We start from the raw sequence: 15,816 nt of genomic DNA on the forward strand, positions 1-15,816 counted from the left end.
CCCCGCACCGTTTGCGGGGTTTTTCATTTCAGCGGCCAGAACGGCACCAATGACGGGAAATGCCGCAGGCCGGGTTGTGAGGCCACACTCTCGGTGATCTTGCGGCCAGGTTCGGTGGTATCAATCGGCTCGCCCGGATTGCCCGGCAAGGCCACCAGCGGCTTGCCCGCTGCTTCGGTCTGTTTGACCACAAGGCCGGTCTGGCCATTTTGCAGCGTCACAAAACTGCCGCTGGGGTACACCCCGAACAGTTTGACCAGTTGCGTGGTGAGGTTGCCATCCATCTGCTCACGCGCCCGCGCGTACACCTGCGCCAGCGCCTGGCGTGCCGGCAAACGGCTGCGGTAACTGCGCGGCATCAGCTTGGCGATGACGATATCCAGCACATGCAGCGTATGGGCCAGCGGGTCGATCTCGCTGCCGCGCAGATGAAACGGGTAGCCGCGGCCATCCAGCCGTTCATGGTGGGTCAGGACCAGCGTGTGTAAACGCCGGTTGTCAAAGCCGCCGGCGCGTAACAGGCATGAGCTGATCAGCGGGTGCGCGTTCAACACCTGCCGCTGGCTGGTGCTCAAGGGTGCTTCCTGGATGGCCAGTTCGTTATGCAGGGCGACGGCGCCCACATTCATGGTCATTGCAGCCAGCATCAAGGTGTCGCGCTCTTCATCCGGCATACCCAGCATGCGCGCCAGGCGGCAGGCCAGCAGCGCGGTGTTGATGGCGTGATGCGCGGCGTAGTCCACCCACGGGCACAGCACAATGGCGGCGATGCAGCCATCCGGGCTGCGTTGTGCGATCTCGTTGATGCGCTCCACGATCGGCGTGAGCTGCTCTGGCGCCAGCCGCCCTGGCGCTTGTCTTAGCAAGGGCCCCAGATGCTGGGCCAGTGCAATGACCTCCAGCAAGGCGTAGTCCGCCATGGCGGGCACGGTGCCGCTGGCATCAGCCCGCGCGCTGGCCGTCAGCGAGTCCATGAAGCGGGGTTCCAGACGAAAATCCAGTTCCCCGTGCTGGACCACCCGGTTGCGGATGAAAATGTGATCAGGCAGATAAAGTTTCACAATGGAACCCGGCGCAATGGTGCGTTCGGCGGACTGCCCGGCCTTGCGGGGCCGTGTCATCTGTCCGTGCTCTTTATCGATATATGCAATCGCGCGCCGGATGCCAATAGCGGCAGCGCAGATCTGCCAAAGCTTGCAGGGTAAAAAGGCATGCTGGCCGCGTTTTTGACCCTTGGGCCCATTGGCCGGGGTGGTTTGTGCTGCAAGCCAGAACCGGTGCGCTATGCTTGGGCCAGGTTCAGATACCGTGCAAAGGAATGCCGATGCTTGCACCCGCCATGCCACCGGATGAATCGGTCCGGCTGGCTACGCTGCGATCGCTCAGTATTCTGGATTCCGCGCCGGAAGAGCGGTTTGACCGGCTGACCCGGCTGGCCAAACGCATTTTCCGCGTGCCCATCGCCCTCATTACCCTGGTCGATGCCGACCGGTTGTGGATGAAGTCCGGCGCTGAGGGCGAAGACAGCGAGGCCCCGCGCAAGACCTCCTTCTGCGGTCACGCCATTCTGGATGACGCGATTTTTCTGATCCCGGACACCTTTGAAGACCCGCGCTTTGCCGATAACCCGCTGGTCGTCGGGCCACCTTATATCCGGTTTTATGCCGGCTACCCTCTGGCCACCGACAACGGCATGCGCGTCGGCACCTTATGCCTGATGGATCAGCACCCGCGTTTGCTCAATGATGAAGAGCGCGGGCTGCTGGGTGATCTGGGGCGCATTGCCGAGCAAGAGCTGATCGCCCAGCAACTGGCCACGCTTGATGAACTGACCGACCTTGTGAACCGGCGCGGCTTTGAAGCGCTCGCCACCTATACCCTGGGTGTTTGCCGGCGCATGGGTAAACCGGCCACTTTGCTGTTCTTTGATCTGAATGACTTCAAAGAGATCAATGACCTGTATGGTCACGCCGAGGGTGATCGGGCGCTGGTTGAATTTGCCGGCTTCTTGCGGCACGGCCTGCGCGAAAGTGACGCAGTGGGCCGACTGGGCGGCGATGAGTTTGTGGCTTTGCTCAACGATGCCGACCAGAGTCGTGCGCTCGAAATCATCGCGCGATTGCAACACAATCTGGACGAACTGAATCTGCGGCTGAACCGCGGGTATGATCTGCGCTTCAGTGTCGGTGTGACCGCGTTTGATGCCACCCGCCACGAGGCGTTTGCGGCCCTGATGGCCGAGGCGGATGCCGCCATGTATGCCCACAAGCAGGCGCTGCGCAAGCGGTAGGCGCGGCCCGTGTTGCAAGGACTCAAGGATCTGTCATGCGCAGACTGATCGCGTTTATCCAGTTGACCGTCAACGGCTATTTTGCGGGTGGTGATGGTGATATCGGCTGGGCGCACCACGACACCCAGGATGCAGAGTGGAATGCCTTCGTGGCGGATAACGTCGCGGGCGAGGCGCTGTTGCTGTTCGGGCGGGTGACTTACGAGCTGATGGTCAGCTACTGGCCCACGCCCATGGCCGCTGCCAATGATCCGTTGGTTGCCCGCTATATGAACAGCCTGCCCAAGGCTGTGTTCTCGCGCTCGCTGGAGCGGGTGGACTGGCACAACACGCAACTCATCAAGACTGATCTGGTGAGCTGGGTGCGCGAACAAAAACAATTGCCCGGCAAAGACATGTGCATTCTGGGGAGCGGCAGCCTGATTGTGCAACTGGCCCAGGCCGGGCTGATCGACGAGTTTCAGGTGTCGGTCAATCCGGTCGTGCTGGGCGGCGGGCGGACCATTTTTGAAGGCTTGACCCACCCGGTGCCTCTCAAACTGACCCGCTCACGCAACTTTGCCAACGGCAATGTCTTGCTGTGTTACCAGCCGGCGCACTAACCGGCCGTACTGATCCGGAAAAACTGCGTGTGGGTGTTCAGATCATCTGCCTGTGATTTCAGCCGCTGAATCTGCGTTGCCACTTCCGACAAGGTTTGATGCGCCGCATGCGCCTGCGAGGCCACGCGATCCAGCCGTTGTGCCACCATGGTGGCAGACTGCGATTGCTGCTGCAGGGCGGCGGCCATTTCCCGTACCGTGGTTTCCGTGGCGCTGGTGTTCTGCGCCATTTCTGCAATGGTGCTGCGCGCCGTGCCGGATTTTTCCAGCCCGTGGCTGACTTTATCCAGCGCGCTGACCACCGCATCGTGCGTGCCGTCCATGCTTTGGGCGATGGCATTCATGGAATCGCGGATCGACACCGTGGCCTCAGTGGTTTTGAACGCCAGTTTGCGAACTTCATCCGCCACCACCGCAAAGCCGCGGCCATGTTCGCCAGCGCGCGCCGCCTCAATCGCCGCATTCAGCGCCAGCAGGTTGGTCTGTTCGGTAATTTCCTTGATCAGATCGACAATCGCCATGGCCTCATCGGTACTCTTCTTGAGCACGTCGATGTGTTCCGCCACGCCGTGGATGGTCTGGCTGATGGCATTCAAGTCTTCGTTGACGCCCACACTGGCGGCCTCGCCAGCGGAGGCCATGTCCACGGCGGCCAGAATGGCGCTGCTGGCCTCGTTGGCATCACGCGTCACCTGCGCAATGCCCTGGTTGATCTCTTGCAAGGCCACCGCCATGGCCGCGGTTTCATCAACCTGTGTCTGCACGCCGGCTTCCAGCCGCGCGCTGTCATTGCTAAGACTGCCGGCTACCTCCGCCACTGTGCCGGCCGTGCCTTGAACCGCCTGCAGGGCTTCGGTCATTCTGGTCTGCATGATCTTGCCTGAGCGCAGCATCGGGCTGATCTCAAGCAGTCGGGGCGGAAAAGTCAGGGTCAGATCGCCTTGCGCCGCGCTGGCGGCAAAGTGATCCATAAACGCACTGGCCCGCAGCGAGCCTTCAATCCGGAACGCCAGCCATGACAACATGCCGGCCTCAGCCACCACGTAGCCCGCGTGGATCAAGACGCGGCTGAACGACGGCCCTTCCTGAAACAGCACCAGGCTCATGCCCATGGCGGCGCTGAAATTGAGCACCAGGTGGTGCACGGCAATGACCGCAGCCGCCACGACGATTGGCCGCCAGTCAAAATACGCCAGCAACAACCCCAGCACGACGAACACGCCAAAGTGCGCCTCAATGGCACCGTTGGAAGTGGCGATCGACACCATGGCCTGCAGCATCAGCGCCGTGGCCACGGTGCAGCGGGCTATCAGCGTCCCCCGCTGGTTAAGCGCCACCAGATACGGGATCAGCACAGCCGGCAGGCCGACCACCCACACGGCCAGCATGCGGCCGACAATGAAAGACTGGATCAGCGTGATCACCCAGTAGGCCGTATTGACCACCAGCAAAATGCGGTCAGAAGTGCCGCGCAATGTGCTTAACAGATTGGCGGTGGTCTGCCGCGCCGACGCGCGGACTTCCGGGGTGCGCGCGTTCATTTGACGCTCCGGCACCAACCGCCAGGAATCAGGTCTTTCACTTCGCCTTTGACCAGGACCGCCACGGAAATACCGGCCCAGGCCGCAAGACCTAGCCAGAGCAAAATGTGACGGGTGCGATGAGATGAGGCAGGTTTGCCCATGAGGTGTTCTCCCTTTTTTTGGCGACCACGCGTTACGCAGACGTGGGTGCTTTATATCGGTTTAGCCTGGCTTGGCCGCACTGCAAATAGCAGGAACATGCAGGAAGCTGACTGACGGGCAAGGGCAAAGTGGGGTCTTATAATGGGGATGTTTTTTCATGCCGGGCATGCCCGCAAACCCCGGCTGCGAGGTGTCATCCAACCCCTGCCAGCCTGGCCGGACCAACGGTTGGCAGCGCGTGCCGGTGATAGTTCCACCGGGTTCCGCCGTTTTTTTTTTTGCGCCAGCTGCAACATGGATCGGGCTGAGGCGCACCGCGTTGACAGGAAAACCATGTCTGACCTGACCAGCAAGAACGAGCCAGTCCTCACCTTCGCCACCGCCGCAGATCTTGAGGCACACCTGGCGGGCCAGCCACTGGATGCCAAAGGCTTCTGGCTGCGGCTGGCCAAGGCCGGCGCACCAATGCCGACCATCAGCAAGGAACATGCGATCGAGGCGGCGCTGTGTTGTGGCTGGATTGATGGCCAGTTAGGCCGGCTGGACGAGCATTATTTCATCGTACGGCTAACCCCGCGCCGGGCCGCCAGCAAGTGGTCTGCCAAAAACCGCGAGACGGCAGAGCGGCTGGCACAAGCGGGCCGCCTGCAACCGGCAGGGCAGGCCCAGATCGACGCGGCAAAAACGGATGGCCGCTGGGAGGCCGCTTATCTCTCGCAAGCCAAAGCAGAAATACCAGATGACCTGGCGGCCGCGCTGGCGCTGAACCCCGCCGCACAGGACTTCTTTGCAGCGCTTGATCGGGCTAACCGTTTTGCGATCATTTACCGGGTCAACGACGCCAGACGGGCAGAGACGCGCGCCAAACGCATTGCGCAGTATGTCGCCATGCTGGCACGGGGCGAGGCGCTCCATCCGCCCGGCAAAACCGGCAAAGCGGCCGGCTAACCCACTTGCGCGCTACGCCTGCTGCGCCCGCCAGTACGCGACCAAAGCATTGGCATGCCCATGCCCCAGACCATGTTCAGACTTGAGCGCGGCCACCATCTCCATATGCTTCTTGCCGGTCATGCCATCAAGCAAACCCAGCCAGTGGCTGACGGGCTGGCCATAGGTTTTCTCGATGGACGGAAAATACGAAGCAGGGCCTTTGACTTTTTGTTCGTCGGACATGTGCGGTTTCTACTCGACTGCGGATTATCGTCATCTGGATAGCCCGGCCATGCGCGCGAGGCAAGCAATAAAAAGCCCCGCCGCGTAAAACGGGGTAGGGCTTCTATGTAGCGGATGGTTGCGCTTGGCTGTTTCCCGGCTACTGATTTGTTTTGAAGTGAAATAGCCGTGTCTGCATGCTGATGCGTCCCGTTGCGGAATCCGCAAACTGGCGTTTCGCATATGAAACGATCGCTCCGTGGTGACTCACGAGTTGAGGCGGGCGGATGGAGGGAAGCAATCCGGTGGTTGCCTGTTACGGGTTGGTACCAAACCCGACAGAAACCAGGCAACGTGGCTCCTCGTTAGAGATGCTGAAATTCATTTCTCCCCAAGGGGTGTCTACTGCATATCCGGTAAAGGTAATGCCAGGCCTGGGCGGGTAGCGTAACTGCATGTCCGGGTAGCGTGCCCGTACTTCTTGCAGGGAAATGCACTTCCCTTGTATGTACAAGCCAAGGGAAACTCTGTCACGGTAGGTCCGATGTATACGCAGATCGATGCGGGACACTTCTATGCCGTCTTCTAGTTGCACTGCGGAGCCCGCACTGTTTTTCCAGAACTGGACATATTCGTTGGTGTTGCCGTCTACCAGCTTGGTGCCTAGAACGCGTTCGAGTTGCGTTTTGCTTATGGGCATTGCGTCTTTCAGCGTCTGACTTAACTGCCAGATTGTGGTCGGTGTCGAGTCCATTTTTTTACTCATGGTTGTTGGGGATGAGCAGCCGCCTGTCAGCAGTAACAGTATTGTGGCTGCACTCCATAGCTTTTGGGTCTGGCTATTTGGTACCAAAGTTTGCCTCATACCAATTCCCGTAATAGGTCCTGTAGTTCACTCTGGCCCCATTACTGGAAACCGACGAGATTTCCCCGTTGCCGTAGATTTGACCGATGGCTGACCGAGTACTACTGATGTCCCCTGTCTTCAGATATTGGTCATATGCAGCGTTGTAGGCAGGGGCGTTTGCTGCATTCCCTGCGATGCCGATATCGGGGCCGCCATGGTTGAGTACGTCGCGCTGTACCAGGATGTTGTTCATCGTGGCAGCGCCTTCATCGGCTAGTGCACCGTTGACATAAGCGTCCTTCGATGAATAGTCGGGAACAATGCTGTAATTGGCATGGCCGACCTCGTGGGAAAGTGTCTGTACAGTGGCGAGGGGATCGCCTTTTTGGGAGCCGTCAATCGTGATGGATCGTGGGCTAGTCTGGTTTGCCATTGAACCAGAACCTGCCGGACCATAGACAATGTCCCACTTCTGGCCCTTGAGTATCCCGACTTGCTTTTGAAGTACCGGGGATTTGGCAATCAGCTTGTCAACATCGCTCCCCAGTCCGCTTTCAAATTCTTTGGGTGTAACTGGTGGGTGGACTGGCGGGATACGTTGGGTGCCAACAGGTTCCTCCGCAAGCGTGGTCACAGGCGCCGGTGCGGAGCGTGGCAGCATCCCGCCTGGGCCATAAGCGGACCTGCGATAACGCCGGTGTAGTTGCCGTTCAAGGTTTGACGCGAAAAAGCCGAACTGGTACGGAGCCAACGCCCAATGACCGCCTTCAGAATCAGTTTTGTCTTCAACCCAGTGTACGGCGGAACTGAATACGTCGCGGTTGAGTAGTACCCAATCGCCGTTTTCAATGGCTTGCTTCAATGTGTCACGTGTCGCCTCACGCGTGTAGTTTTTGTACCGCATGATGGCTTTAACAGCGTCTCCTGCTCCGCGGATACGCCAATGATGAAAGTGTTCCTGGTAGGCCTCATCAAGCAGTGCCCGCTCGCATTTACACCAGGCAAAAAAGGGCTGTTCAACCCATGGGGCTTGCTCGTACTCCAGTTCGTTCATCGGGATCAGTTCCAGACCAAATGGCTGAAAAGCGAGGTTGGCTTGCTTGGGAACCATGGAGCACGCACCTGTTTGACCGTTCGGGTTACCGATGCCAGGTCGGCATCAATCAGCTGCCCATCGTTTAACAGAAGCAATATTGGTGGTTTGCCGCCGATCAAGTCTTTGTTTTGGCGGGGCTATGAATTAATTGCGGAGGCTAAACAGGGGTGTGGGGGGGGGCTTGGTCTGGCGGGACATTGCGCTATCTGCGGAGTACAAAACGATACTCCCAGGTGCACCACCAAAATAACTGGCTACGCGGATGCGTATGGACGGGGTCAGAAAACAAAAAACCCCGCCAGCCGAAGCTGAGCGGGGTTTGTCGTACTTTACCGGTAAACCGGTAAAGAAATTCTGGTGGCTATGACGGGACTCGAACCTGTGACCCCAGCATTATGAGTGCTGTGCTCTAACCGACTGAGCTACATAGCCATGAGAGTCGGCGATTCTGAAGGGCGAAGCGCTGACTGTCAAGCGTGCTTTGCAAAAATATTCCGCAACTCCCTGATTTACAACTTGTAGGAGTCGTCTCCGCGCTCAAAGCCGGCCAGCAGGGTGGGCAGGGCCAGGTTGCGAGAGAACGCCATGGCTTTGAAGAGTTCGCCCATTTCAGACGGGCTGGTCAGCTTTTGCACGGCAGAGGCCAGCGGCGCGTATTGTTTGACGTTTTCCGCGCCGACGGCAGCAAGGCGGGCGGTCAGGCCGGTGTTGATCAGGTACTGCGCTTGCGAGACATAGCCTTCCAGCTGCAGGCCGTGGGCGTCGGCGTGGTGGTACACGGCAGAGAAGTCCACGTGGCAGGTCAGGTCGGCAAGGCCGGGCAGGTAGAACGGGTCGGCCATGCTGTGGTGGCGGTAGTGCGCCATCAGCGTGCCCTGGCGGCGTTCCGGGTGGTAGTACTCGATGGCCGGGAAGCCGTAATCAAGAAACAGCGCGGCGCCGCGTTCGATCATGTTGCCGACGCTGGCCATGAAACCTGGCAGTTCTGGCTGGATTTCGCTCAGGTAGTCGTCCGGCAAGTCCAGTGCGGCGGCGGCATCGTGCAAGGTGCCGTGGCTCATGGGCTGGTCTTCGAAGGCCAGTGCGCCGTCACGCCAGATCACGCCGCGCTCGAACAAGGCGCCGTTGTCGTTGCGGTAAACCAGCGCGCAGGCAATGGCGTCCAGGACCTCATTGGCCAGCACCATGCCGTTGAACATGACAGGCAGGGTATCAAGCCAGATCACGCGGTCGGCCAGGTGCGGCACCAGCGTGTACAGGGTATTGCGCTGGCGCTCTTTCAGTTCCGCCGAGAGATCAACAATGTAATAGTGGCGCGGCAGGGTATCGAGCCGTTCCAGTTCAGTGAGGACCTGCGCGGCCAGTTTGCCGGTGCCGGCGCCAAATTCCAGCACGTCGCCTGTCCCCAGCGCCTGCAAGACCTGGGCGGCGGTGGTGGCGACGCAGGCGCCAAACAGGGGGGAGAGTTCTGGCGCGGTGACAAAATCGCCGGCTTCACCAAATTTGGTGGCCCCGCCCGAGTAATAACCCAGCCCCGGTTCATACAGCGCCATGCGCATGTAATCACTGAACGACAGCCAGCCGCCCGCGTGATCGATGGCCTGTTTGATGCGTTCAACAAGCTGCTGGCTGGCGGCCAGAGCTTCGGGTGTGGCGGGCGGAAGTTGCGGGACGGTCATGAGGGCAGCAAAATTGCACAAAGGCAGTGTGGTTATCCAATTGCCAATTCTAAAGTAAATGATGTGATCTGGCCTGGCATCATCGCAGCCGGGCAAACTGGAGAAACCGCATGGAGAAGGTGGCGCTGGTCACCGGTGGTGCGCGCCGTGTCGGAGCGGGCATTGTCAGATATCTGCACGAGCGCGGCTGGCGCGTGGCGCTGCATTACCGCAGTTCTGTGGCTGATGCCCAGACGCTGGCCGATGAACTGAACGCACGCCGGCCCGAGTCGGTGGCGCTGTTTCAGGCTGATTTACTGGATACCGCCAGCTTGCCGGTGCTTGTTACCCAGGTGCTGACCCGTTTTGGCCGGCTGGATGCGCTGATCAACAACGCGTCATCGTTCTTCCCGACGCCAGTGGGTCAGTTTACCGAGAGCGCTTGGCATGACTTGCTGGGCTCCAACCTCAAGGCGCCGATCTTTCTGGCGCAGGCGGCAGTCGCGGCGCTGCGCGAAAGCCGCGGCGCGATCGTCAGCATTGCAGATATCCACGCCGACCGGCCGTACCCGGAGCACACGCTTTACACCGTGGCCAAGGCAGGGCTGGTGGCCATGACGCGGTCGCTGGCGCGGGAACTGGCGCCGCAGGTGCGGGTGAACGCCGTCGCGCCGGGGTCCAATCTGTGGCCTGATCATGACAGCGTGTTTGATGCCACCGAGCGCGCACGCATTGAAGCGACCATTCCGCTGGCCCGCACCGGCACGCCGCAAGATCTGGCGCAGGCCATCCACTTTTTGCTGGAAGCACCCTATGTCACGGGCGTGATCCTGCCGGTAGACGGCGGGCGCAGCGTGGTGCTGTAAGCCCGCGGCGAATGACCATGGCCGAACCGGGCCGATTTCGGTTAAAATCGTCGTCAATTCAACCATCTACCCAACGGGGCGCATACGGAGTCAATGCCGTGTGCGCCCCGTGAGCTTTATGCCATGAACGCAGCAACTGAAACGACCGCGCTCACCGAAGCGGAAAAAAAGCAGCAATACAACTTCAACAAGCTCACCAAGTGGCTGCGCCACGCCGTGGGCGACGCCATCAACGATTTCAACATGATCGAAGAAGGCGACAAGGTGATGGTGTGCCTGTCCGGCGGTAAAGACAGCTACACCATGCTCGATATCCTGATGGGTCTGCAGCGCTCAGCCCCCATCAATTTCAGCATTGTGGCGGTGAACCTGGACCAGAAGCAGCCGGGTTTTCCGGAGCATGTACTGCCGGAATACCTCAAGGCGCTGGGGGTCGAGTACCACATCATCGAGGAAGACACGTATTCCATCGTCAAGCGCGTGGTGCCGGAAGGCAAAACCACCTGTGGCCTGTGCTCGCGCCTGCGCCGCGGCATTCTGTACCGCGTGGCCGACGAGCTGGGCGCCACCAAGATTGCGCTGGGCCATCACCGTGAAGACATTCTGGAAACGCTGTTCCTGAACATGTTCTACGGCGGCAAGATGAAGTCCATGCCGCCCAAACTGGTCAGCGACGATGGCAAACATGTGGTGATCCGCCCGCTGGCCTATTGTCGCGAGAAAGACATCATCCGCTACGCCGAAGCCAGACAGTTCCCGATCATTCCGTGCAACCTGTGCGGCAGTCAGCCCAATCTGCAGCGTGAAGTGGTCGGCCAGATGATCAAAGACTGGGACAAGCGTTTCCCCGGCCGGATCGAGAGCATGTTCCGCGCCATGCAGAACGTGGTGCCCTCGCACCTGGCCGACACCGGGCTGTACGACTTCAAGAACGCCAAAGCCGACGGCATTGCGCGTGAAGACGGTGACAAGGCGTTTGATCGCGACCAGTTCAGCGAGCCGGGCCGCATCAATATCCTGGCAAGCAAACCCGATGGCGAACCGTCTGACAGCGCTTGCGGTGATTTCTGATGCTGTTTCGTTCCAAACGCATCAGCCCGGCCGCGCAGACCGAAATCCAGATCGACATTTCTGACTCATTGGGTATCCGCAAGCTGCATTTTGGTGGCGACGATACCCAGAGCGCCATGCGCGTCAGCGACCCGATCGAACTCGTGCTGGCCTATACCCGCTGTCTGTTCGGCTTTTTGCTGTTCAATCCGCACCCGCGCAAAGCGCTGTTGATTGGCCTGGGTGGTGGTTCGATCGCCAAATGGATGCACGAGAAAATGCCCTCCACCCACCTGACTGCGGTGGAGTTGCACCCGCAAGTGGTGGCGGTGGCGCGTTCCATGTTCCAGTTGCCGGCCGATGACGAGCACCTGGATGTGGTCGTGGGTGATGGCGCGGCGCACGTTTACGCCATGCCCGACGCCTCAGCCGACCTGATCATCATGGATGCCTACTCGGCCTCTGGCATTGCTGAACCGTTGGCCACGGCCGATTTTTTCAGTGCCTGCCGCGAGCGGCTGACGGAAGAAGGCGTGCTGGTCGTCAACCTGTGGGGATCGGATCGTCGCTTTGAAACCTATCGCGACCGGCTCAGCGCGGCATTCAGCGAGCGCATCTTGCTGTTGCCTGCGCGGCAAAAGGGCAATGTGCTGGCATTTTGCTTTGTACGCAGCCAGAACAACCCGGGCTGGGCCACGCTGGCAGAGCGCGCCGCGCAACTGAAAGCAGCCTACGGACTGGAATTTGATGAATTTGTGAGCGATCTGGCGCGGCTTAATCCGCACAATGATCGCAAGCTCTTCATTTGATGGCGACTTTGCCCGGGGCCGCATTGCAGCACGTCATGACATGGTAATGATGTGCTGAGCGGCACCGGTAAAAACCCGCTTTGCAGCACCCGATCGCATTTGCTGGTTTCCAAGCCTTTGCGGATGTGGAAAAATCGGGGTTAACCAAAGTTTAACAAGGTATTACCCATGCTCGACCGAGACGGTTATCGTCCGAACGTCGGCATCATCATCGTCAACCAAAGGAATCAGGTTTTCTGGGGAAAACGCGTACGCGAGCATTCCTGGCAATTCCCGCAGGGTGGGATCAAACAGGGTGAAACACCGGAACAAGCCATGTTCCGCGAGCTGATGGAAGAGGTCGGCCTGTCGTCGCAACAGGTCGAAATCATCGGTCGCACGCGTGAATGGTTGAAATATGATGTGCCGACCAACTGGGTCCGCCGCGAATGGCGCGGTACTTATAAAGGACAAAAGCAGATCTGGTTTTTGCTGCGGCTCAAAGGGCATGACTCTGATGTCTGCCTGCGCCGTACCAACCACCCCGAATTCGACGCCTGGCGCTGGAATGAGTGGTGGTCGCCGTTAGAGGCCGTGATCGAATTCAAACGTGGCGTGTATGAAGCTGCGTTGTCGGAGTTATCGCGTTTTCTGGATCGCGAGCCGGATCGCCGCCCGCCGTCCCCGACGCCTTCTTCGACCTGAGCACGGTGCTTGTAACGTATTAACCCGGCCCCAAGGCAGGGTGGCGCTGGTTGCCACACTGCCCGGGCCGGTTTTATTCCCGGATTTCGACAAAGGCCCGCTGCGCGGGTCAGGCAACAAGGCACAATCAGAAGGCCCGCGCCATGCCGGATACACCACACCGCAATACCTCAGAGATGCACTGGCGCTCGCTCGCCGTGCTCAACCTCTTTCGCCTGCTGTGCGTGCTGGGGCTGATCCTCAGCATCGCCGTTTTTTCCCATCGTTTTGTTAACGACCCCAGTCTGCGTGGCCCGTTTTTGTGGCTGATCGGCGGCGATCTTGTCCTGATCGGCCTGTTTGCGGTCACCATTTTGCGGCGCAAGCCCAGTTTTGAAATCCAGATCAGTGTGCAGGTGGTCACCGATGTGATCTTCCTGGTCTGCCTGATGGATCTGTTTGGCGGGGTGCGCAGCGGGCTGGGTATCTTGCTGCTGCCGTATCTGGCCGCCGCCGGGCTGATTTCCCGCGGGCGCATGACGCTGTTCCATGCCGCCGTGGCCAGTATTGCGCTGTTGATCGAGCAAGCCTGGCGCGTGCTGGTGTATCAAGCCTCGTTCGACGAAAACTTCACCCCCGCCTTGTTGTGCGTGGCCTGTTTTGCGGTGGCCTGGCTGGGACATCGCTTGTCACGCACGGCAGAAGCCAGCGAAAAACTGGCCGAGCAGCGCGGCGTGGACTTGCAGAACCTGGCGCAGGTGAACCAGCGCATCTTGCAGGATGTATCCGATGGCGTCGTGGTGGTCGATAGCCTGGGGCATATCCGCCAGTTCAACGAACGCGCCGAGCAACTGACCGGCCGCAGCCTGCTGATCGGGGATCTGGTGGCAGAACCGCTGCCGCGCCTGGCTGAAGCCGTGGCGGCCTGGCAGCAAGACCGCACCCGGGTAGCGGAACTGGTCGCCGGCGGGCGGCCGCAGAAAACCCTGCGCCTGCGCATGGTGGGTTTGTCGGATGAAGAGCCCGGCGACGTGATGGTCTATCTGGAAGACATGGACCGCCTGCGGCACGAGTCGCAACAACTCAAGCTGGCGGCACTGGGCCGGCTGACCGCCAACCTGGCGCATGAAATCCGCAATCCGCTCTCTGCCATCAGCCACGCGGCCCAGTTGCTGGGCGAAGAAACCGGCGACGATCCGCTATATACAAGATTGACGCGCATCATTGACGACAACGCCAGGCGGCTGGAACGCATGGTGCATGACGTGCTGGAACTGAACCGGCGCGACCGTCTGCAGATTACAGAGATTGACCTGGCGCAGTGGCTGAGCGGCTTTCTGGAGGAGTTTCGTCAGGTAGAAAAGATCGCTCCGCTGCTGCCGCTGGTTTGTCCGCCGGATGTGGTGATACGGTTCGACCCTGGCCATTTGCATCAGGTGTTGTGGAACCTGGCGCGCAATGGCTGGCGATATTGCAGCCAGGGCGAGGGCAGCCTGACCTTTACGGTGCACCAGGCCGACGGCCACTGGATGCTTGATGTGTTCAACGATGGCCCGCCGGTGCCGGCGGATGCGCAAGTGCAACTGTTTGAGCCTTTCTTCACCACGGAATCGAAGGGAACGGGCCTGGGGTTGTATATTGCGCGGGAGATCTGCGCCGCCAACGCTGCACATCTGGTGTATGCGCCGCCTGACAAAGGCGCGCGTTTCCGCATTACCTTCGGAATGAATGATGGCCAGAAAAACACGAACGGATAAGCGCGTTCTGGTGGTGGATGACGAGGTCGATCTGGCAGAACTGCTGGAATTGACGCTGCTGAAAATGGGTTTGTCGGTCGACACCGCCCACAGCGTGACCGAAGCGCGCCGCCGGCTGGATAGCCAGCGCTATGACTTTTGCCTGACCGACATGCGCATGACGGATGGCGACGGCATGGATGTCATCCGCTACGTGCAGCAAAAGCGGCTGGATTTACCGGTCGCGGTCATCACCGCCTATGGCAGTACCCAGAACGCGGTCGATGCGCTCAAGGCCGGCGCGTTTGATTACCTGGCCAAGCCGGTATCGCTGGAACAACTGCGCACGCTGATCAAATCCGCGCTGAGCCTGGACGACGAACCCACCCCGACGCCGGCCGGCAATGCGCCAGGGCGGATGCTGCTGGGCGAATCTTCCGCCATGAAGCAGGTGCATGAACTGATCGACAAACTGGCCCGCAGCGCGGCGCCGGTGTATGTGAGCGGGGAGTCGGGCTCGGGCAAGGAGCGCGCCGCGCGCATGATCCACGCCCAGTCGGTCCGGGCAGAAAAGCCCTTTGTGGCGGTCAACTGCGGTGCGATTCCTGAAAACCTGATGGAAAGCGAGTTCTTTGGCTACCGCAAAGGCGCGTTTACCGGCGCGGACGCCGATCGCGACGGCTTCTTTCAGGCCGCACACGGCGGCACGCTGTTTCTGGACGAAGTGGCTGATTTACCACTGCCCATGCAGGTCAAACTCTTGCGCGCCATTCAGGAACGCAAGGTCCGCAAGGTGGGTGCCACCCAGGAAGAAGCGGTCGATGTGCGCATCATCAGCGCCACGCACCAGAACCTGTCGCGCTGTGTCGAAAGCGGGCGTTTCCGCCAGGATTTGTACTATCGCCTCAACGTGATTGAACTGCACATGCCGCCGCTGCGTGAAATGGGCGCGGATGTCGAACTGATCGCCCGCCATGTACTGGCGCGGCTGGCCCAGCAAAGCGGCCAGGACGTGCCGGCGCTGGCGTCAGAATCATTGGCGGCGCTGCGTCACTATGCGTTTCCGGGTAACGTGCGCGAACTGGAAAACATGCTGGAACGCGCATTGGCCTTGTGTGATGGCCAGACCATTACCGCCGACGACCTGCAGATTACCCCGGCAACCGAGTCGATCCGTGAAGAAGGCGCCAGTGAAGTCACCGACAACCTGCAGGATTATCTGGATCGGGTAGAGCGCGCCGCCATTCTGGACGCGCTGGAAAAAACCGGTGGCAACCGCACGCAAGCGGCCAAGGTGCTGGGCGTCACTTTCCGCTCGTTCCGTTACCGCATGGAGCGGCTGGGGCTGTGACACGATCGCCA

At 60.1% G+C, this 15,816-nt stretch carries 15 protein-coding genes and 1 tRNA gene; 9 read left to right on the forward strand and 7 right to left on the reverse strand.

The features are described 5' to 3' along the window. Positions 1-23: 23 nt before the first annotated feature. Positions 24-1,121 (reverse strand): HD-GYP domain-containing protein, encoded by a 1,098-nt coding sequence (locus IEX57_RS12015; RefSeq protein WP_188704614.1) that lies wholly within the window; start codon positions 1,119-1,121, stop codon positions 24-26. A gap of 203 nt (positions 1,122-1,324) precedes the next feature. Here IEX57_RS12015 and IEX57_RS12020 point away from each other — a divergent pair, with 203 nt between their 5' ends. Further along, positions 1,325-2,290, forward strand: coding sequence for a GGDEF domain-containing protein (locus IEX57_RS12020; protein ID WP_188704615.1), 966 nt, complete (start codon positions 1,325-1,327; stop codon positions 2,288-2,290). A gap of 35 nt (positions 2,291-2,325) precedes the next feature. Next, complete coding sequence (locus IEX57_RS12025) at positions 2,326-2,892, forward strand: dihydrofolate reductase family protein (RefSeq protein WP_188704616.1); 567 nt, start codon at positions 2,326-2,328, stop codon at positions 2,890-2,892. Here the strand turns inward: IEX57_RS12025 and IEX57_RS12030 are convergent. Then, positions 2,889-4,433 (reverse strand): methyl-accepting chemotaxis protein, encoded by a 1,545-nt coding sequence (locus IEX57_RS12030; protein WP_188704617.1) that lies wholly within the window; start codon positions 4,431-4,433, stop codon positions 2,889-2,891. The genes IEX57_RS12025 and IEX57_RS12030 overlap by 4 nt on opposite strands. A gap of 477 nt (positions 4,434-4,910) precedes the next feature. Between IEX57_RS12030 and IEX57_RS12035 the strand changes: the two genes are divergently transcribed. Further along, positions 4,911-5,525, forward strand: a complete 615-nt coding sequence (locus tag IEX57_RS12035) for a YdeI/OmpD-associated family protein (RefSeq protein ID WP_188704618.1) — start codon at positions 4,911-4,913, stop codon at positions 5,523-5,525. A 12-nt stretch (positions 5,526-5,537) separates the two neighbouring features. Here IEX57_RS12035 and IEX57_RS12040 read toward each other — a convergent pair whose 3' ends face one another. From IEX57_RS12040 to IEX57_RS12060, 5 genes are all read right to left on the reverse strand, one after another. Beyond that, positions 5,538-5,750, reverse strand: a complete 213-nt coding sequence (locus IEX57_RS12040) for a DUF4287 domain-containing protein (RefSeq protein ID WP_188704619.1) — start codon at positions 5,748-5,750, stop codon at positions 5,538-5,540. 295 nt (positions 5,751-6,045) lie between these two features. Beyond that, entirely contained in the window at positions 6,046-6,483 is a 438-nt protein-coding gene (locus tag IEX57_RS12045; RefSeq protein WP_188704620.1) for a hypothetical protein, read from the reverse strand. 85 nt (positions 6,484-6,568) lie between these two features. Further along, the gene (locus IEX57_RS12050) at positions 6,569-7,687 is read right to left on the reverse strand and encodes a hypothetical protein (protein WP_188704621.1); all 1,119 of its coding nucleotides are present in this window, start codon (positions 7,685-7,687) and stop codon (positions 6,569-6,571) included. 340 nt (positions 7,688-8,027) lie between these two features. Beyond that, positions 8,028-8,104: transfer RNA gene (locus tag IEX57_RS12055), tRNA-Met, on the reverse strand. 77 nt (positions 8,105-8,181) lie between these two features. Continuing rightward, the gene (locus tag IEX57_RS12060) at positions 8,182-9,351 is read right to left on the reverse strand and encodes a class I SAM-dependent methyltransferase (protein WP_188704622.1); all 1,170 of its coding nucleotides are present in this window, start codon (positions 9,349-9,351) and stop codon (positions 8,182-8,184) included. 110 nt (positions 9,352-9,461) lie between these two features. On the opposite strand from IEX57_RS12060, the gene IEX57_RS12065 reads away from it, so the two are divergent. From IEX57_RS12065 to IEX57_RS12090, 6 genes are all read left to right on the forward strand, one after another. Beyond that, positions 9,462-10,196 (forward strand): pteridine reductase, encoded by a 735-nt coding sequence (locus tag IEX57_RS12065; protein WP_188704623.1) that lies wholly within the window; start codon positions 9,462-9,464, stop codon positions 10,194-10,196. 123 nt (positions 10,197-10,319) lie between these two features. After that, positions 10,320-11,267, forward strand: a complete 948-nt coding sequence (gene ttcA, locus IEX57_RS12070; protein ID WP_188704624.1) for a tRNA 2-thiocytidine(32) synthetase TtcA — start codon at positions 10,320-10,322, stop codon at positions 11,265-11,267. Then, entirely contained in the window at positions 11,267-12,055 is a 789-nt protein-coding gene (locus tag IEX57_RS12075; RefSeq protein WP_188704625.1) for a fused MFS/spermidine synthase, read from the forward strand. The genes ttcA and IEX57_RS12075 overlap by 1 nt, the downstream gene beginning before the upstream one ends. A 168-nt stretch (positions 12,056-12,223) precedes the next feature. Beyond that, complete coding sequence (locus IEX57_RS12080) at positions 12,224-12,739, forward strand: RNA pyrophosphohydrolase (protein ID WP_188704626.1); 516 nt, start codon at positions 12,224-12,226, stop codon at positions 12,737-12,739. Positions 12,740-12,882: 143 nt separating this feature from the next. Beyond that, entirely contained in the window at positions 12,883-14,475 is a 1,593-nt protein-coding gene (locus IEX57_RS12085) for a sensor histidine kinase (protein WP_188704627.1), read from the forward strand. Then, complete coding sequence (locus IEX57_RS12090) at positions 14,450-15,805, forward strand: sigma-54-dependent transcriptional regulator (protein WP_188704628.1); 1,356 nt, start codon at positions 14,450-14,452, stop codon at positions 15,803-15,805. Before IEX57_RS12085 ends, IEX57_RS12090 begins: the two co-directional genes overlap by 26 nt. The last annotated feature ends 11 nt before the right edge of the window (positions 15,806-15,816 follow it).

The sequence above is a fragment of the Silvimonas iriomotensis genome (assembly GCF_014645535.1).
In the GTDB taxonomy this organism is placed as follows: Bacteria; Pseudomonadota; Gammaproteobacteria; order Burkholderiales; family Chitinibacteraceae; genus Silvimonas; species Silvimonas iriomotensis.